This window comes from Janibacter corallicola NBRC 107790 (assembly GCF_001570965.1).
GTDB lineage: Bacteria > Actinomycetota > Actinomycetes > Actinomycetales > Dermatophilaceae > Janibacter > Janibacter corallicola.
Genome location: NZ_BCSR01000007.1, coordinates 13272 through 30447 on the forward strand (window position 1 = coordinate 13272; position 17176 = coordinate 30447).

15 protein-coding genes and 1 pseudogene are annotated in these 17176 nt (G+C 70.6%); 8 read left to right on the plus strand and 8 right to left on the minus strand.

Features of this window, described 5'->3' with window-relative positions:
- Positions 1 to 27 precede the first annotated feature (27 nt).
- From JCO01S_RS15625 to JCO01S_RS16350, 3 genes are all read right to left on the minus strand, one after another.
- A complete protein-coding gene (locus JCO01S_RS15625) occupies positions 28 to 714 on the minus strand; it encodes a hypothetical protein (RefSeq protein WP_169796895.1) in 687 nt (228 codons plus the stop codon).
- 77 nt (positions 715 to 791) lie between these two features.
- The gene (locus JCO01S_RS04610; protein ID WP_068251437.1) at positions 792 to 1361 is read right to left on the minus strand and encodes a TetR family transcriptional regulator; all 570 of its coding nucleotides are present in this window, start codon (positions 1359 to 1361) and stop codon (positions 792 to 794) included.
- On the minus strand, positions 1358 to 2833 hold the full coding sequence (locus tag JCO01S_RS16350) for a fatty acid desaturase (RefSeq protein WP_068251441.1): 1476 nt from the start codon (positions 2831 to 2833) through the stop codon (positions 1358 to 1360). Before JCO01S_RS16350 ends, JCO01S_RS04610 begins: the two co-directional genes overlap by 4 nt.
- Positions 2834 to 3182: 349 nt before the next feature.
- Here JCO01S_RS16350 and pyrH point away from each other — a divergent pair, with 349 nt between their 5' ends.
- The 6 genes from pyrH (at position 3183) to purU (ending at position 8239) form a co-directional block, all read left to right on the plus strand.
- Entirely contained in the window at positions 3183 to 3911 is a 729-nt protein-coding gene (pyrH, locus tag JCO01S_RS04620) for a UMP kinase (protein WP_068251444.1), read from the plus strand.
- An 83-nt stretch (positions 3912 to 3994) separates the two neighbouring features.
- A complete protein-coding gene (gene frr, locus JCO01S_RS04625) occupies positions 3995 to 4552 on the plus strand; it encodes a ribosome recycling factor (RefSeq protein ID WP_068251447.1) in 558 nt (185 codons plus the stop codon).
- A 1-nt stretch (position 4553) separates the two neighbouring features.
- Positions 4554 to 5414 carry a phosphatidate cytidylyltransferase gene (locus JCO01S_RS04630; RefSeq protein ID WP_068251450.1) on the plus strand — a complete coding sequence of 287 codons (861 nt, stop codon included), beginning with the start codon at positions 4554 to 4556 and terminating at the stop codon, positions 5412 to 5414.
- A gap of 26 nt (positions 5415 to 5440) precedes the next feature.
- Positions 5441 to 6145: a class I SAM-dependent methyltransferase gene (locus JCO01S_RS04635; RefSeq protein WP_218002219.1), complete on the plus strand. Its 705-nt coding sequence runs from the start codon at positions 5441 to 5443 to the stop codon at positions 6143 to 6145.
- Positions 6146 to 6158: 13 nt separating this feature from the next.
- Positions 6159 to 7367, plus strand: coding sequence for a 23S rRNA (adenine(2503)-C(2))-methyltransferase RlmN (rlmN, locus tag JCO01S_RS04640; RefSeq protein WP_068251665.1), 1209 nt, complete (start codon positions 6159 to 6161; stop codon positions 7365 to 7367).
- Positions 7364 to 8239, plus strand: a complete 876-nt coding sequence (gene purU, locus JCO01S_RS04645; protein ID WP_068251662.1) for a formyltetrahydrofolate deformylase — start codon at positions 7364 to 7366, stop codon at positions 8237 to 8239. The genes rlmN and purU overlap by 4 nt, the downstream gene beginning before the upstream one ends.
- Before the next feature lies 1 nt (position 8240).
- On the opposite strand, the gene JCO01S_RS16480 is transcribed toward purU, so the two are convergent.
- Entirely contained in the window at positions 8241 to 9932 is a 1692-nt protein-coding gene (locus tag JCO01S_RS16480) for an amidohydrolase family protein (protein WP_439645689.1), read from the minus strand.
- A gap of 580 nt (positions 9933 to 10512) precedes the next feature.
- Positions 10513 to 11103 (minus strand): annotated as a pseudogene (locus JCO01S_RS16485) (LOG family protein); the annotation flags it as partial.
- 276 nt (positions 11104 to 11379) lie between these two features.
- Between JCO01S_RS16485 and JCO01S_RS04655 the strand changes: the two are divergent.
- A complete protein-coding gene (locus JCO01S_RS04655) occupies positions 11380 to 12558 on the plus strand; it encodes a S8 family peptidase (RefSeq protein ID WP_068251453.1) in 1179 nt (392 codons plus the stop codon).
- Between the two features lie 109 nt (positions 12559 to 12667).
- Here JCO01S_RS04655 and JCO01S_RS04660 read toward each other — a convergent pair whose 3' ends face one another.
- Together JCO01S_RS04660 and JCO01S_RS04665 are read right to left on the minus strand one after the other, a co-directional pair.
- Positions 12668 to 14059, minus strand: coding sequence for an aspartate aminotransferase family protein (locus JCO01S_RS04660; protein WP_068251457.1), 1392 nt, complete (start codon positions 14057 to 14059; stop codon positions 12668 to 12670).
- Positions 14056 to 14523, minus strand: coding sequence for an Lrp/AsnC family transcriptional regulator (locus JCO01S_RS04665; protein ID WP_068251671.1), 468 nt, complete (start codon positions 14521 to 14523; stop codon positions 14056 to 14058). The genes JCO01S_RS04660 and JCO01S_RS04665 overlap by 4 nt, the downstream gene beginning before the upstream one ends.
- Positions 14524 to 14702: 179 nt before the next feature.
- Between JCO01S_RS04665 and JCO01S_RS04670 the strand changes: the two genes are divergently transcribed.
- Entirely contained in the window at positions 14703 to 16157 is a 1455-nt protein-coding gene (locus tag JCO01S_RS04670; protein ID WP_281189171.1) for a gamma-aminobutyraldehyde dehydrogenase, read from the plus strand.
- 7 nt (positions 16158 to 16164) lie between these two features.
- Here JCO01S_RS04670 and JCO01S_RS04675 read toward each other — a convergent pair whose 3' ends face one another.
- Complete coding sequence (locus JCO01S_RS04675; protein ID WP_068251463.1) at positions 16165 to 17127, minus strand: phosphatase PAP2 family protein; 963 nt, start codon at positions 17125 to 17127, stop codon at positions 16165 to 16167.
- Positions 17128 to 17176 lie beyond the last annotated feature (49 nt).

A 17176-nucleotide genomic window follows, 5' to 3' on the forward strand; every position in this document is an offset into this window, starting at 1 on the left:
GCCCCCTTCGTCATCCGGGCACGGAGCTCACTCGCCCTGCGCGTAGTTCCTGCAGAGCTGCTCGTCGAGCCGGCCGTCGGGGAACATCTGCTCGAGGGTGGCCGCGTCGATCTCGGCGCAGGACGACCCGTCGGTGCCGGGGTCGCCCTCGGTGACGATCTGCGCCCCGGCGGCCGTGGTGCACGTCGTCGCCAGGCCGGTGCTGGCGAAGGACGCGGCCGAGGAGGTGGTGCAGTCCCACTCCCCGAGCCTGAGCTGTCCTCCGCTGCCCTGTCCCCGGGTCGGGACCTCCCGGTAGTAGGTGCTCAGCAGCTCTTCCGCGTCGCTGCACGTGACCTCGCCCGCGACGATCCGCACGGTCACCGGGGTGCCGGGCACGGAGGTCACCGCGCCGCACTTCTGGGGACCGGTCGCCACGGCCGGCGTCGTGGACGTCGGTGGCGGGGTGGAGGTCGTCGAGGTGCCCGTCGGGCTCGGCGGGCTCGAGGCGGAGGAGGGGCTCGAGGTGGCCGACGGGGACGTCGGCGCGGTGCCCGAGGAGGTGCTCTTCTTCCTCGACGTGGACGACGTCGAGGAACTCGACCCCTGCGGGGAGGTCCGCTCCGTCGGGGGCCCGTCGCCGGCGTCGGTCTCCCGGTCCGCGCAGCCGACGAGTGCGAGCGCGAGGACGCTCACCGCGAGTGCGGGCCGGATCCGTGGTGCTGACATCCCCATGGTGATCTCCCCTCACCGGTTGCCGCGAGCACGGCAGGGACCCATGCTACTGCGGCGGCTGCCCGCGAGGGAGGAGCTCAGGAGTTGGCGTCGAGGATCGTCGCGACCATCCACGCGAGGTGCTCGGCGACCTCGTCGGGGGTGCCGGTCGGGTGCATCACCTGGGAGAGCGTGACCCGCACGATCACCTCGATCGTGGCCCCGATCCGCTGCTGCGGCACTGGCGGGTCGAAGGGGGCGACGAGCCCCGCCACCGTGGCGCTGGCCAGTTCCAGGAGCTGCTCCGGGCGGGTCGTCAGCAGCGGCAGCAGCTCGGTGTCGGCGCCGTGCGAGGCGCCGACCACCCCGCGCACGAGCGGGGAGTCGGCCGAACGCTGCAGCACTCCGCCCACCGAGCGGCGGATCGCCTGCGGGATGTCGGTGGCCCCGTCGAACCCGTGTCGCACCTCCTCGAGGAAGGCCTCGACCTCGCGGATGACGAGCGACTCGGCCAGATCGGCCTTCGTGCCGATCTCGGTGTGCACGGTCTGCCGGCTCACCCCGACGGCGGCGGCCACCCGGCCCATCGAGACCGCGGACCAGCCGCCCCCGATCGCGAGGCCCGCGGCCGCGTCCAGGATCCGGTCCCGGAGCGGCGCGTCGGTCATGTGGCCGCTTCCACGACGAAGTCACGCTTCTCCCGCACCCCGCAGTCGGGGCAGGGCCAGTCCCCGGGGATGTCCGTCCACGGCGTGCCCGCGGCGAAGCCCTCGTGCTCATCGCCCGCTGCGACCTCGTAGCGGTAGCCGCAGCCCGGGCACGTGGCGGCGTCGACGTCCGTCGCCTCCCGGACCTCGATCGTGGCCGTGGCGGCGGGCCCCCCGGCCGGCGCCACGGCGTGCGCGGCGAGGATCCGCTCCCGTTTGCGGGGGTCGATGTTGGCCCGGGTGAGATCCCCCTCGAAGTGGGCGGCCACCCGCGGGTCCATGACACGCCGCCAGAGGGGAGGCAGCAGCGCGAGCACGATCATCCCGGCGTAACCGGTCGGCAGGACGGGTGCCTCGTCGAAGGTGCGCAGCGCCTGGTAGCGCCGGGTCGGGTTGGCGTGGTGGTCGCTGTGGCGCTGCAGGTGGTAGAGGAAGACGTTCGTGGCGATGTTGTTGGAGTTCCACGAGTGGCGCTGCAGCACCTTCTCGTAGCGCTCGACGTCGCCGTGGTGGACCTTCTCGCGCAGCATCCCGTAGTGCTCGAGGTAGTTGACGACCTCCAGCAGGGACAGGCCGATGAAGCCCTGCAGCAGGAGGTAGGGCAGCAGGCCGGGGCCGAGCCACAGCACGAGGGCGGCCCACAGCACGACGGTCATCGCCCACGCGTTGAGCAGGTCGTTGCCGAGGCGGAAGGGGTGCTGACCCCGTCGGGCGAGCCGCTTGGACTCCAGGCGCCAGGCGTTGCGCAGCGAGCCGATCACGGTGCGGGGCCAGAAGGCGTAGAAGCTCTCGCCCATCCGCGAGCTGGCCGGGTCCTCCGGCGTGGCCACGCGGACGTGGTGGCCGCGGTTGTGCTCGATGAAGAAGTGTCCGTAGCCGCTCTGGGCGAGGGCGACCTTGGAGAGCCACTTCTCGTGCTTCGGTCGCTTGTGCCCCAGCTCGTGGGCCGTGTTGATGGCGATGCCGCCGACGCAGCCGATGGAGATCGCGGCACCGACCTTTTCCATCGTGGTCAGCTCGAAGGGGGTCCCCAGGCCGCCGGGCAGGTGGGCCGCGCCCCAGTCGGCCAGCCCGACCGAACCGAGGAAGTCCGCCAGCGGGTTGCCGCGGGCGATGAGATACATCGCAGCCAGGAAGCCGAGGTACTGGACGGGGATGTAGGCGTAGACGATCCACCGGTAGTAGGGGTCGGCCTCGAGTGCCTTGACCGCCTCCGCGGGAGGATTGTTCGGGTCCAACCCCAGCACGAGGTCGGCGAGGGGGATCACCCCGAGGATGAGGATCGGCCCGAGCCAGAGCCAGGCCGCCCACCCGGTGACGGCAAAGCCGAGGAAGGCGACGAAGGCGAGCGAGGGGACGACCAGCCCGATGAGCCAGAGGTACCTCTTGCCGTCCCGCCAGGTGGATTCGGTGGTCGCGGCGATCGACGCCATGGCGAACTCCTCGTCGTTGAGTGATCGATGTCGGCGAGCGTAGTGACCCGCGAGTCACTTGACAACTGGTGACCGAATGTCAAGTGGCGCGGGTCGGGCGCTCCGGCGGCCGACCACCGGCTCGTGACCCGCGCGTACTGCACCACGCTCAGCATCGGGCGAGGGGCGGATCCCCGGGGAGCCGCAGCAGTGCTCGTCCGGGTTTCGCGAGCATGGTGTAGTTCCCGCGGCCCAGTCCGTCTGACAAATATGCCGCGCGGCGCGATCGGGCGGTCAGTGGTTCCGCGAAGCGCGCCCACGTGTGGGAAGATCCACGACGAATCCTCATCCGATCCCAGGGAGCGCGACCGTGACCGAACAGACCACCCCCGAGGGACGACGCAGGGTCCTCCTCAAGCTCTCCGGCGAGGTCTTCGGTGGCGGCAAGGTGGGCGTGGCGCCGGATGTCGTTCGGGGCGTGGCCGACCAGATCGCCGCGGCCGTGCGTCACGGCGTGCAGGTTGCCATCGTCATCGGCGGCGGCAACTTCTTCCGTGGTGCCCAGCTCCAGGAGCAGGGCATGGACCGCACCCGGGCGGACTACATGGGCATGCTCGGCACCGTGATGAACTGCCTCGCGCTGCAGGACTTCCTCGAGAAGGTCGGTATCGACACCCGCGTGCAGACCGCGATCACCATGGGGCAGGTCGCCGAGCCCTACATCCCCCGCAAGGCGATCCGGCACCTCGAGAAGGGCCGGGTCGTCATCTTCGGTGCCGGCGCGGGCATGCCCTTCTTCTCCACGGACACCGTGAGTGCCCAGCGCGCGCTGGAGATCAAGTGCGATCAGGTGCTGATGTCCAAGAACGGCGTGGACGGGGTCTACGACGCCGACCCGCGCAAGGACGACCGGGCCCGGTTGCTGCACCGGATCACCTACGAGCAGGCCCTCCAGGAGGACCTGAAGGTCGTGGACGCGGCCGCCTTCAGCCTGTGCCGGGAGAACGGCCTGCCGATGGTCGTCTTCGGCATGGAGGGCGAGGGCAATGTCACGCGAGCGCTGCGCGGCGAGCCCATCGGCACGCTCGTCACCTCCTGAGTGAGAGACTGCCCCCAGACCGACGCGGCAGACCGCCGCACCAGCTGTGACGGCCGCAGGAGGCCGCAGAAGGAGCCAGCGACATGATCGAGGAAGCCCTGCTCGAGGCCGAGGAGAAGATGGACAAGGCCGTCGAGGTCCTCAAGGAGAACTTCGCGGGCATCCGCACCGGTCGGGTCAACCCCGGCCTCTTCGCGAAGGTGATGGTCGACTACTACGGCGCTCCCACCCCGCTGCAGCAGCTGGCCTCCTTCCAGGCCCCGGAGGCCCGCACGCTGCTCATCACCCCCTACGACCAGTCCTCGATGACCGCGATCGAGTCGGCCCTGCGCGACTCCGACCTCGGGGCGAACCCGAGCAACGACGGCACCGTCATCCGGATCACGATGCCGGAGCTGACCGAGGAGCGCCGCAAGGAGTACGTCAAGCTGGCCAACTCCCAGGGTGAGGACGCCCGGATCTCCATCCGTCACGTGCGCCGCCACGCCAAGGACGTCATCGACAAGGCCGTCAAGGACGGGGACGTCGGGGAGGACGAGGGCTCCCGCGGGGAGAAGGAGCTCGAGGACCTGACCAAGAAGTACGTCGAGACCGTCGACGGGATGCAGAAGTCCAAGGAAACCGAGCTCACCGAGGTCTGATGTGAGCGACCCCGAGGCAGCGAGGCACGCCGCCCCGGCCGCCTCGGGCGGTTCGGGGCGGGCCGGCCGCAACCTCCCCGTGGCCATTGCTGTTGGCGTGCTCCTCGGGGCCGTCGCCGTGTCCTGCCTCCTGATCCACCCGGTCGCCTTCGCCGGGCTGGTCGCGGTCGCGCTCGTGCTGGCGGTCTGGGAGATGCGCGAGGCGCTGGCGAAGGGGGACCTGCACGTCCCCTTCGTGCCGGTCCTCGTCGGTGCCCTCGGCATGGTGCTCGCGGGGCGCCTCGAGGGGGCCCAGGGGCTGGTCCTGGCCACCACGCTGGCCGTCGTCGCGGTCGTGGTCTGGCGGGTGGCCGAAGGGGTCACCAGCGCCCTGCGGGACAGCGCCGCCGGTGCTCTCGTGCTGCTCTACCCGTGCTTCCTCGCCGGCTTCGCGGTCCTCATGGTCTCCGAACCGCAGGGGCGGTGGCGGATCTTCCTCTTCATCCTCGTCACGGTCTTCTCCGACATCGGCGGGTACGCCTTCGGCGTGCTCTTCGGCAAGCACCCGATGGCGCCGCGGCTCTCCCCGAAGAAGTCCTGGGAGGGCTTCGCCGGGTCGGTCCTGAGCTGCGCCGTGGTCGGGGCGATCGCCGTCCCCCTGGCCATCGACGGGCTCTGGTGGCAGGGCGCGCTGCTCGGCGCCGTGGTCGCCCCGGTGGCCACCATCGGCGACCTCATCGAGTCCAGCATCAAGCGCAACCTCGGGGTCAAGGACATGTCGAACCTCATCCCGGGGCACGGCGGCCTCATGGACCGGCTCGACTCGCTCGTGCTGACCGCCCCGCTCGCCTGGTGGGTGCTGCGGCTCATCGCGCCGTACTGACTGTCCGGTGCGGATACCCTGCTCTGGTGAGCTCCTACGAGGCCTTCGCGGACTCCTTCGCCGCCCATGCGGAGGACAGCGCGCACAACGCCCATTACGACCGCCCTGCCGTCCTCGAGCTCGTCGGCGATGTCGCGGGACGTCGGGTGCTCGACATCGGCTGCGGCTCCGGTCTGTACACGGAGGAGCTGGTGCGGCGCGGGGCAGACGTCGTCGCGTTTGACGCCAGCGCCAGGCTCGTGCACCACGCCAGACGGCGTGTGGCGGGTGTGGCGGACGTTCGGGTCCACGACCTGCGGGACCCGTTCGAGTGGCTGGCGGACGAGTCCTTCGACGACGCGGTCATGCCGCTCGTGCTCCACCACCTCGAGGATCCGGTACCGGCCTTGCGCGAGGTGCACCGGGTCCTTGGCCCGGGTGGGCGACTCGTGATCTCGACGGTGCACCCGATGCTCGACTGGCTTCAGCAAGGGGGGAGCTACTTCACCGACGAGACGATCGACGAGGTGTGGAACGACGGCTGGGCGGTGCGTTTCCGAAGGGCGCCGTTGACGGCATGGTGTGCGGAGTTCTACGAGGTGGGGTTCGTCATCGAGCGCCTGGTCGAGCCGTTGCCGGCGGACTCGATGAAGGAGCGATACCCCGAGGTCTACGACAGGCTGTCCCGGCAGCCGTTCTTCATCAATTTCGTGCTCCGGAAGGCGCCGGCACAGGGCCCGTTCCGATCCTGAGACAATGGCCCCGATGACCGACCTGCCCGAACCCTCGACCACTCGACCGGCTCCCGGCCAGCTGACGATGACCGCGCCCCGGCGCGGCAAGCCGCCACGCCACCTGGCCGACCTCGACCTGCCCGGGAGGGTCGAGTGGGCCAAGGAGCTCGGGGTGCCGGGCTTCCGTGCCAAGCAGCTCTCGAGGCACTGGTTCACCCACCACACCGACGACCCGGGGCAGATGTCGGACCTGCCCGCGGCCGCTCGCGAGGAGCTGGCCGCCGCGATGCTGCCGCAGCTGCTCACGCCGGTGCGCACGATCTCGGCCGACCGGGGCGCGACCCTGAAGTCCGTCTGGCGGCTGCACGACGGCGCACTCGTGGAGTCGGTGGTCATGCGCTACCCGCGGCGGGCGACGGTGTGCATCTCCAGCCAGGCCGGCTGCGGCATGAACTGCCCCTTCTGTGCCACCGGCCAGGGCGGCCTGACCCGCAACATGTCCACCGCCGAGATCGTCGGCCAGGTGGTGGCCGCCAACCGGCTGCTCGCCGGCGCCGACGAGCTCGTGCTCGACGAAGGGGGCACCGTCGCCCTCGGCGAGGAGGCCGACGAGGGGGATGAGCCCCCAGCGCCCGGCGGGCGGCGGGTGACCAACGTCGTCTTCATGGGCATGGGGGAGGCGCTCGCCAACTATCGTGCTGCCATCGGAGCCATCCGGCGGATGGTCGACCCCTCGCCCGAGGGGCTCGGGATGAGTGCGCGTGGCATCACGATGTCCTCCGTCGGCCTGGTCACCGGCATCGACCGGCTGACGAAGGAGGGCATCCCCGTCACGCTGGCCCTCTCGCTGCACGCCCCCGACGACGAGCTGCGCGACGAGCTGGTGCCGATCAACACCCGCTTCAAGGTCGATGAGGCCATCGACGCGGCGTACCGGTACTTCGAGGCGACGGGCCGCCGGGTGAGCATCGAGTACGCCATGATCAAGGACATGAACGACCAGGCTTGGCGCGCAGACCTGCTCGCGGAGAAGCTGCTCGCCCGGGGCAAGGGGTGGGTGCACATCAACCCGATCCCGCTGAACCCGACACCGGGCTCGAAGTGGACCGCCTCCCGCCCGGGGGTGGAGCAGCAGTTCGTCGAGCGGCTGCGGGCCCACGGCATCCCGACGACGGTCCGGGACACCCGCGGCAGCGACATCGACGGCGCGTGCGGCCAGCTCGCGGCGGCCACGGCGTGAGCGCGGCGACTCCGAGCAACCCCGGCCGCGAGGTGGTCCTCACCCTGTCGGGGCCGGACCGGCCCGGCATCGTGCACGCGGTGAGCGGGGCCATGCTCGACCTCGGGCTGAACATCCTGGACAGCCAGCAGTTCGGGGACCCCAGGACGGGGGAGTTCCACCTGCGGATGCACCTGCAGGGGGAGGGCGAGCTGGACCGGGCGCTCCTCGAGCGCGGTCGCGGCGCGCTGGCCCGCGACCTCGGAGCGGACGTGGCCATGCACGACCCGCACGTGCCGCACCGGCTGCTCGTCATGGTCTCCCGGCAGGGGCACGTGCTCAACGACCTGCTCTTCCGCGTGCGTACCGGCCAGCTCAACGTCGAGGTGCCCGCCGTGGTGTCCAACCACGAGGACTTCCGCGCCGAGGTGGAGTGGCACGGCATCCCCTTCCACCACGTGCCCGTCACGAAGGAGACCAAGCCGCAGGCCGAGGTGAGGCTGCGGGAGATCATCACCGAGGAGCGCATCGAGACGGTCGCCCTCGCGCGCTACATGCAGGTGCTCTCCGAGGACCTGTGCGCCGACCTGCCCGGGCGGGTCATCAACATCCACCACTCGCTGCTGCCCTCCTTCAAGGGGGCGCGGCCCTACCACCAGGCGCACGACCGCGGCGTGAAGGTCATCGGAGCGACGGCGCACTACGTGACCGCCGACCTGGACGAGGGGCCGATCATCGAGCAGGACTTCCGGCGCGTCGACCACCGGATGAGCCCCGAGCAGCTGGCCCGCACCGGCCAGGAGCTGGAGGCGATGGCCTTCGCCCGGGCGCTGCGCTGGCACGTCGAGCGTCGGGTCGTCCTGCGCGGTCGGCGCACGATCGTCTTCAGCTGAGTCACCGGCCCTCCTGCTCCCAGTCGGTGGTCGCGGACCAGGTGTCCAGGTAGGACTCCGGGCCGCGGAGCAGGTCCTGCACGACCTGCTCGCCGTCCGCCCCGCCGATGGTGCGCATGTCCTGGACCCAGTCCGGGATCATCCCGTAGTGGGCGACGCCGTCGCGGTTGTAGTCCCAGATGCGCTTCCCGGTCACCTGCCGCTGGACGCTGCCCTTGCCGGTGACCGTCGGGAAGGGGTACTCCAGCGGGTTGCTCGCTGCGTCCTCCCGCGGCGGCGGCGTCCCGCCGAAGCCGTTCATGTCCATGCCGAAGCCGTAACCGACGTCGTACTTCTCGCGCAGCTCGTGCTGCGCGGCCCCCTCCTCGACGAAGCTGCGCGCATCGTTGCCGTACTGGGCTGCGAAGCCGCCCAGCCGGTAGACCCGATCGGTCAGGGAGGGGTCCATCCACGAGTGGCTGGAGGTGACACCGGGGTAGTCCTCGGCCTCGAGGATCTCGAGCGTGCGGTCGGCCGCCTTGACGCTCTGGTGGTCGATCTCGACCATGAGGCCGCGGTCGATCATCCCCTGCAGTGCGTACTCGCCCAGTCGGGTCAGGCCGCGCTTGTTGCAGTGCGGTCCCTTCGGGTACACCGGGAGCGCCTGCACCGGCACGAGCCGGGCGAGCTCCGGCGGTAGCACCCCGCCCTCGACGGTGTTGTCGTGGAGGGGACCGCGGCACTGCTCGACCTGCCAGAACTGACCGGTGTCGAGGAAGTTGCCGGCGTTGACCACCATGCCCTGCGTGCCGGGGTCGAAGCGCACCCCGCACAGCGCGTTGTCGAACTTGTGGCAGAGGAACATCGAGCGGATGCCCATCTCCTCGATCTCGTCCAAGCCGGCGTCGATGTCGGCCTTCGTACACTTGGGGAGGCCGAGGGCGGTGCCGCAGCCGAAGGGGTGGGAGACCTCCATCCCGAGGATGACGGCCATCTTGCCCTGCTCGATGTATTCCCGCGCCTCCTGCGGAGTGCGGGCGATGCGGAACCATCCCTTGCCGGGTCCCCCGTGACGCTCGTCGATGAAGGCCTCGAGCCGCTCGGTCTGCTTCACCTGGCGGCGAACGGTGTCCATGTCGTTGCAGGAGTGCCGGTTCAGCTGCAGGGGCAGCGAGCAGAGCACGTTGTTGTTGACCGCGTCGGCGACCATGATCCGCTGGCCGCCGCGCCAGGCGCGCTCGACCCAGCGGTAGTACATCTGCTGGTGGGTCAGCGAGGACCAGGCGGGCGCGTCCTGGAAGGTGGGCCACAGCTGCGTGGAGTGCGGGGCGAAGGGGCCCTTGCCCTCGAGGTTGGTCACGTTCTCCAGCAGGGCGGTGCGGCCGTCGTGACCGTGGCTGGCGCAGTCGGTCAGCGCTGCTGCGGCACCCGCCTCGTCGAAGGCCTCCCCGCAGACGATCTCCCCGCCGAAGCCCTCGTGGGACATCAGGTGGGTGTGGGCGTCGATGAGTCCTCGCACCTCACCGTCCGGGGTCGTGCCGGTCAGGGGCGCCCCCGTGACGTTGACCTCCGAGTCCGTGGCGAGCGGGTCGCTCTGCTCGTACCACGGCGGGGACGTGGCGGCGGATCCGGGCGCGGCGGCCACGAGGAAGGCGACCAGGGGGAGGGTGAGGAGGGCGAGGCGACGCCTGACGTGGCGTGATGAACGTGGCACTGATGGCTCCTGGTGGGTGTGGCGAAGGAGACATCCGTGATGTTACTAGTGAGTAGGATTTTGTGCAGGACGAGCGGTGACCGGCCTCAGCGACGACGGAGCACGATATCGGCGGCCTCCTCCGGGGTCGTCTCGCTCCAGTGCCTTCGGCCGACGAGCACCGCGGTGGGAGCGGCTCCGTCTCCTCGGCGTAGTACAACGGCGTGGCCGCCTGGAAGATCTCCTGCACCGTGCCCGCTGCCCCCGGCAGCACGATGATGCCCCCGGCGCTCGAGGCGAGCAGGATGTCCTCGCGCAGGGCGTTGGAGAAGTACTTGGCGATGCCGTCGCAGAAGACGTTCGGCGGCTCGTGGCCGTAGAACCACGTCGGGATGCCGACGCTGCGCACCTCGTCATCGTGGGTGTCGAGTCGCTCCCGCGCCTGCAGGGCGACCGTGGCCCACTCCTCGGTGGAGGGGGCGAAGTCGGGGACGGTCGAGAGCGTGGCCAGTGCCCGTTCCAGCGCCTCCTCGGAGCGGGCGAACGCGCCGAGGTTGGCCGCCTCCATCGCGCCGGGGCCGCCGCCGGTGAGCACGACCCGGCCCGCGGCCGCCAGCCTGGCCCCGAGCTCGGCGGCATCGGCGAAGCCGCTCGAGTCCCGGGCCAGGGCGTGCCCGCCCATGATCCCGACGACGTCGCGCTCGTGCAGCAGCTCGACGAGGGCGTCCTGCACGGCGTCGTCGTGCATGGCCCGCAGCAGCGTGGCCCACGCGTCGTGCCGGGTCCGCGCCGACCGGCTCCACGCGTAGGCGCGGGCGTCGGTCATGGCGGCGTAACCGGAGTCCGCCAGCTCGTCGTAGAGCTCGAAGGGGGTGTACAGCCGCGCCCTGAAGGGGTCCACCGGGCACTCCGGGTCCTCCGGCAGGATCACCGCGCCGCCGGCGACGAGGGTGCGGGCGAGGTCCTCGGGGACCTTGCCGCCGAGCACGACGAGCCCCTGCACGTCGGCGCGGGAGAGGGGCTCCGCGTGCGGGGTGAGGTCGAGGTCCTGCAGTCGCCAGCCGCCGAGTGGGGTGTCCGCCTCGGTGAGGGCGCGCAGCGTCTCGGCGTCGTGCACCTCCCTGTGGGCGGGGTGGCGCCCCCGGGGGTGCGCGGGGTCGTGCACGGGGTGGCGGCGCATCTCCCTCGTCATCCCGCCAACCTAGTCAGCCGGCCACGACCGTGTGCGGACCGTCGGGGAACGGTATGGATTCCTTCCGGATTCGAGGCTTGACGGAGCCTCGGGCGATCTTCGTCGCTCCGCCTGATCGACGACAAGAATCGCGCCAAATACGCTGTGGCGCACCAGTGTTTACCGTCCGTTGACGCATTCGGGGGACCCGCGTCTTCCGTGGACACCCCCGTGGCGCGCTCGTAGTGTCCGGCAGCAGTCGCCCCGAAATCCGGGTCGGCCGGACGAAAGGAACCCATGAAGTACTCGACGAAGAGCGCCAGCGCAGTTGTCTCCTCGGCGGCACTCCTCCTGGCTGTCACCCCCTTCGCCCACGCGGCGGCAGGTCCCGATCTCGCCCCCCTGACGACCCACGGCGACGCCGCGGTCTCGATGCAGGGCGAGCAGACCTACGTCGTGACGCTCGACGAGGGCGAGTCGGCCAAGCAGGTGGCCGGCGACCTCGGCGTGAAGCCGACCCACACGTACGAGCACGTGCTCGATGGCTTCTCGGCGAAGCTCACCCCCGAGCAGCTGCACGACGTGCGAGCCGACGCCAGCGTCTCGGCCGTCTCGGAGAACATGACGATCTCCGTCGAGAAGCCCTCGGGCGACGCGGCCGCCGAGACTCCCTGGGGCCTGGACCGGATCGATGACCCGCAGCTGCCCCTCGACGGCAGCTACGAGCCCGCGGACACCGGCGCCGGGGTCACGGCATACATCCTCGACACGGGCATCGACCCGACCCACCCGGACTTCAGCGGGCGGGCCTCGGTCGGCTTCGACGCGACCGGTGGCGACGGCCTGGACCGGCAGGGCCACGGCACCCACGTCGCCGGCACCATCGGCAGCGACACCTACGGCGTGGCCAAGGGTGTCAACCTCGTCGGGGTCAAGGTGCTCGGCGACAACGGCAGCGGCAGCACGGCCGGGATCATCGAGGGCATGGACTGGATCGCGTCCGACGCCAGCGGCCCGTCCGTGGCCAACATGTCCCTGGGCGGCGGCAAGGACCCGGCGCTCAACGAGGCAGCGACCGGTCTGGTCGACAGCGGCGTCTTCACCGCGGTCGCCGCGGGCAACGAGTCCCAGGACGCCGCCAACGTCTCCCCGGCGAGCGCCGAGGGTGTCTACACGACCGCGGCCTCGACCGACCAGGACGGCAACGCGAGCTTCTCCAACTTCGGCTCGCTCGTCGAGGGCTACGCACCCGGGCAGGACGTCGAGTCCACCGTCCCCGGTGGCGGGACCGACGTCTACAGCGGGACCTCGATGGCCAGCCCGCACGTCGCCGGCGCGGCCGCGCTCTACCTCGACGCACACTCGGGTGCGACGCCCGACGCGATCAGCACGGGGCTGCAGGACGCGTCGGTCGACGTCATCTCGGACGCCCCGGTCGGTACCCCGACCGGGCTGCTGCAGGTGGACGCCGGCTGAGTCCCTTGATCCGCGGTTCCTGAGGAGGCCGTCCGCGGCCGTCTCGAAGGGACGGGCCCGCTCCCTTCGTCCGAAGGGGGCGGGCCCGGCCACGTGCGGTGTGGTGACCTCAGATGTGCTTGCTCGCCTCCGACAGGACCGACCGCAGCCGCTGCTCGATGTCGTCGAACTCGGCCTGGCCGATCGTCAGCGGCGGCGCGAGCTGGATGACGGGGTCGCCGCGGTCGTCGGCGCGGCAGTACAGGCCGGCCTCGAAGAGGCCCTTGTCGATGTGGCCGCGCAGCAGCGTCTCGGCCTCCTCGTCGGAGAAGGTCTCCCGGGTGGTCTTGTCCTTGACCAGCTCGATCCCGTAGAAGAACCCCTCGCCGCGCACATCACCGACGATCGGCAGGTCGAGCAGCTTCTCCAGGGTCTTGCGGAAGGCGGGGGCGTTCTCGTGGACGTGGTCGTTCAGGCCCTCGCGCTCGAAGATGTCCAGGTTGGCCAGGGCGACGGCCGAGCTGACCGGGTGGCCGCCGAAGGTGTACCCGTGCAGGAAGGAGTTCGTCCCCTTCTTGTACGGCTCGAAGAGCCGGTCGCTGGCGATCATCGCGCCGATGGGGGAGTAGCCGGAGGTCATCCCCTTCGCGCAGGTGATGATGTCGGGGGTGAAGCCGAAGTCGATCGAGGCGAACATCGAACCGATCCGGCCGAAGGCGCAGATGACCTCGTCGGCGACGAGCAGCACGTCGTACTCGTCGCAGATCTCGCGGACCCGCTCGAAGTACCCGGGGGGCGGCGGGAAGCAGCCGCCGGCATTCTGCACCGGCTCGAGGAAGACCGCGGCGACGGTGTCGGGGCCCTCGAACTCGATGGCCTCGGCGATGCGGTCGGCGGCCCAGCGACCGAAGGCCTTCGGGTCCTCGCGCAGGTCCTCGGCGGCCCGGTAGATGTTGGTGTTCGGGACCTTGTGGGCACCGGGCACGAGCGGCTCGAAGTCGGCCTTCAGCGGGGGCAGGCCGGTGATCGACAGGGCGCCCTGGGGAGTGCCGTGGTAGGCGACGGCGCGGGAGATGACCTTGTGCTTGTGCGGCTTGCCGGTCAGCTTGAAGTACTGCTTGGCCAGCTTCCACGCGGACTCCACGGCCTCGCCGCCGCCGGTGGTGAAGAAGACCCGGTTCAGGTCACCGGGAGCGCCGGCGGCCAGCCGCTCGGCCAGCTCGATGGCGCTCGGGTGGGCGTAGGACCAGATCGGGAAGAAGGCGAGCTGCTCGGCCTGCTTCCGGGCGGCCTCGGCCAGCTCGGTGCGGCCGTGGCCGACCTGGACGACGAAGAGCCCGGCCAGGCCGTCGATGTACTCCTTGCCGGTGTCGTCCCAGATCCTGTGGCCCTCACCGCGGACGATGGTCGGGATGCGGGCACCCTTCTCGTAGGCGCCGTGGCGGGTGAAGTGCATCCACAGGTGGTCACGGGCGGCATCCTGCATCGGGGTGCCGAGGCTGGTCGTGGACTGGTCGTTCATCTGGTCCCCCAGTTGTAGTGCTGCTTGTTGAGTTTCAGGTAGACGAAGGTCTCCGTCGTGCGCACCCCGGGGAGGGTGCGGATCCGGTCGCTGAGGAGGGTCAGCAGGTCGTCGTCGTCCTCGCAGACGACCTCGGCGAGCAGGTCGAAGCTGCCGGCCGTGGTCACCACGTAGGCGACCTCGTCCATGGCGGCGAGTGCGTCACCGACGGGGGCGATGTCGCCCTCGACGGTCAGGCCGATCATCGCCTGGCGCCGGAACCCCACCTGGAGGGGATCGGTGACGGCCACGATCTGCACGACCTCGGCGTCGAGCATGCGCTGGACCCGCTGCCGGACGGCTGCCTCGGACAGGCCGATCGAGCGGCCGATCGTCGCGTACGAGCGGCGACCGTCCTCCTGCAGCTGTTCGATGATCTGCTTGCTCACGTCATCGATCCTCGGCGACGAACCCACGCCTCCCATCATGTCGCTGATTCAGTGGCTTTGCAAACGGTCGACGACGGAATCCGTTCCTGATGCAAGACGAAACCGCTTATTCCGTCCAGATCAATCGGTGCGGGGACTGTTCTGCGGAGGGCGCGACGACTAGAGTGGCGCTCACAGTCAGACAGTGCCGTCGACCCATGTCAGGAGAACCTCCGTTGACCGCCAACCCAGCTGCCCCGCGCCCGCTCCGGAACTTCATCGGAGGTGACTATCTCGAGTCCGCCGCCGACGAGCGCATGGACATCGTCGACCCCTCCAGCGGATCGGTCGTCGCCAGCGCCCCGGTGAGCGGCCAGGCGGACGTCGACCGCGCCTACGCCGCCGCGGACAAGGCCTTCGGCACGTGGGGGGCGACCACCCCCGGCGAACGGCAGACGGCCCTGCTGAAGTTCGCCGACGCCCTCGAGGCGCGCTCCGAGGAGCTCATCCGGCTCGAGTCGGAGAACACCGGCAAGCCCCGCGCCCTCACCGCCAGCGAAGAGATCCCGATGATGCTGGACCAGCTGCGCTTCTTCGCCGGCGCCGCGCGCGTCCTCGAGGGCAAGTCGGCCGGGGAGTACATGCGGGGTTTCGAGAGCTGGGTGCGCCGGGAACCCCTCGGCGTCGTCGGCCAGGTGACCCCGTGGAACTACCCGATGATGATGGCCACGTGGAAGGTCGCCCCCGCGCTCGCCGCCGGCGACACAATCGTGCTCAAGCCCAGTGACACCACCCCCGAGACCACCCTGCTCATGGCGGAGATCGCCTCGGAGTTCCTCCCCGAGGGCACCTTCAACGTCGTCGTCGGCGATCGCGACACCGGCCGCCGGGTCGTCGAGCACGACAGCCCGGCGATGGTCGCGATCACCGGGTCGGTCCGCGCCGGGGTGGAGGTCGCCACGTCCGCCGCGAAGAACCTCAAGCGGGCCCACCTCGAGCTGGGCGGCAAGGCCCCGGTGGTCGTCTTCGACGACGCCGACATCGAGGCAGCCGTCGCCGGGATCGGTGAGGCCGGGTACTTCAACGCCGGTCAGGACTGCACCGCCGCCACCCGGGTGCTCGCCGGCCCGGGCATCCACGACGACTTCGTCGCGGCGCTGTCCGAGTACGCGAGGAACGAGGCGAAGGTGGGGCTGCCGGGTGACGAGGACGCGCTCCTGGGCCCGGTGAACAACCGCGACCAGCTGGCGAAGGTCAGCGGCTTCCTCGAGCGCCTGCCGGACCACGCGGACCTCGCCGCGGGCGGCACCCGCGTCACGGAACTCGGCGAGGGCTTCTACCTCTCACCGGCGGTCGTCTCCGGCCTGCGCCAGGACGACGAGGCGATCCAGAACGAGATCTTCGGTCCGGTCATCACGGTGCAGAAGTTCTCCGACGAGGACCAGGCCGCGGCCTGGGCCAACGGCGTCCAGTACGGCCTCGCCTCCAGCGTCTGGACCAAGGACTTCGGTCGGGCGATGCGGATGAGTCGGCGGCTGGACTTCGGGTGCGTGTGGATCAACTGCCACATCCCGCTCGTCGCCGAGATGCCGCACGGGGGCTTCAAGCACTCCGGACACGGCAAGGACCTGTCGATGTACGGATTCGAGGAGTACACCCGCGTCAAGCACGTGATGGCCAGCCTCGACTGAGCCGGGTTCAGCTCGCGATCCGGTCGCGATCGCCCTCGTCGCGGGGGTCGATCCTGCCGGGTCGCGGGGCGCTCGGGGCGACCCACGTGTGCGGCTCCCCGATCCGGATCGAGGGCCGGGGCGGTCGCCGCGGCGGCGCCGGACGTCCCGGGGCCGCCCCCTTCGCCGGTCGTGCCGGTGAGGAGCTGGTGCGCACGACCGCCGCGGGAGCCTCCCCGGCCGGTCGCGGGACCCGCGCGGCCTGGGCAGGTGGCAGGTGGAGGATCGACGGGACGATCTTGTCCAGCCGGATCCCGTAGTAGGTGCGCCTGGTCGCGATCGCACGGTCGCCGTCGACGATGAGGCGCAGCACGAGTGCCCCGGCGATCACGCCGGCGAGCAGGTCGCTCGGCCAGTGGAAGCCCAGGTAGAAGGAGACGACGAGGGCGTTGGCGGTGACGAGCGCGACGATCCAGTTCAGCCGGCGGTGGATGCGCCAGTCCGGCTCGGCATAGGTGCGCAACAGGTAGGCCGCCGCGCCGTAGATCAGGATGGCCTCCGCGGCGTGCCCGGAGGGGTAGGAGATGCCGTGCGCGCCGTGCTCGATCATGCCTCCGGCCCAGAAGTGGCCGTTGCCGGCGGTTGGGTAGCTGCGGGCGAGCACGAACTTCAGCGTCCCGATGCCGCCGTAGAAGCCGACCTCGGCGGCCACGACGATGGCCAGCGGGTGCCAGGTGCGGTGCTTGCGCGCCAGCCACAGCGCTACCGCGAGCAGGATCGGCAGGCAGACCGCCTGGCCGGCGAGGGCGTTGGGGGCCGCGTCCAGGAAGTCTGCCCAGTTCGGGGTGTAGCGCTTGGCCCAGTAGCCCTGCAACGCCTTGTCGACCGGCACGAGGGGCCCGGCGACGAGCAGCGTGAGCACGATGAAGGTGCCGGCGAGTGCGGGCGCACTGGTCAGCGGCGATCGCGTGATGCTCTTCGGGGTGCTCACTACCCCCCTAGGCTACCGCGTGCGCCTGACAGCGTGCTGTGCATGTGGC

What these genes read in the sequence shown, in the direction of transcription:
- JCO01S_RS15625 (WP_169796895.1), bottom strand. Translation starts at nt 714, where the DNA reads ATGGGGATGTCAGCACCACGGATCCGGCCCGCACTCGCGGTGAGCGTC.
- JCO01S_RS04660 (WP_068251457.1), bottom strand. Translation starts at nt 14,059, where the DNA reads ATGAACGACCAGTCCACGACCAGCCTCGGCACCCCGATGCAGGATGCC.
- JCO01S_RS04610 (WP_068251437.1), bottom strand. Translation starts at nt 1,361, where the DNA reads ATGACCGACGCGCCGCTCCGGGACCGGATCCTGGACGCGGCCGCGGGC.
- JCO01S_RS16350 (WP_068251441.1), bottom strand. Translation starts at nt 2,833, where the DNA reads ATGGCGTCGATCGCCGCGACCACCGAATCCACCTGGCGGGACGGCAAG.
- rlmN (WP_068251665.1), top strand. Translation starts at nt 6,159, where the DNA reads ATGACCGACCTGCCCGAACCCTCGACCACTCGACCGGCTCCCGGCCAG.
- frr (WP_068251447.1), top strand. Translation starts at nt 3,995, where the DNA reads ATGATCGAGGAAGCCCTGCTCGAGGCCGAGGAGAAGATGGACAAGGCC.
- JCO01S_RS04665 (WP_068251671.1), bottom strand. Translation starts at nt 14,523, where the DNA reads ATGGGAGGCGTGGGTTCGTCGCCGAGGATCGATGACGTGAGCAAGCAG.
- JCO01S_RS04655 (WP_068251453.1), top strand. Translation starts at nt 11,380, where the DNA reads ATGAAGTACTCGACGAAGAGCGCCAGCGCAGTTGTCTCCTCGGCGGCA.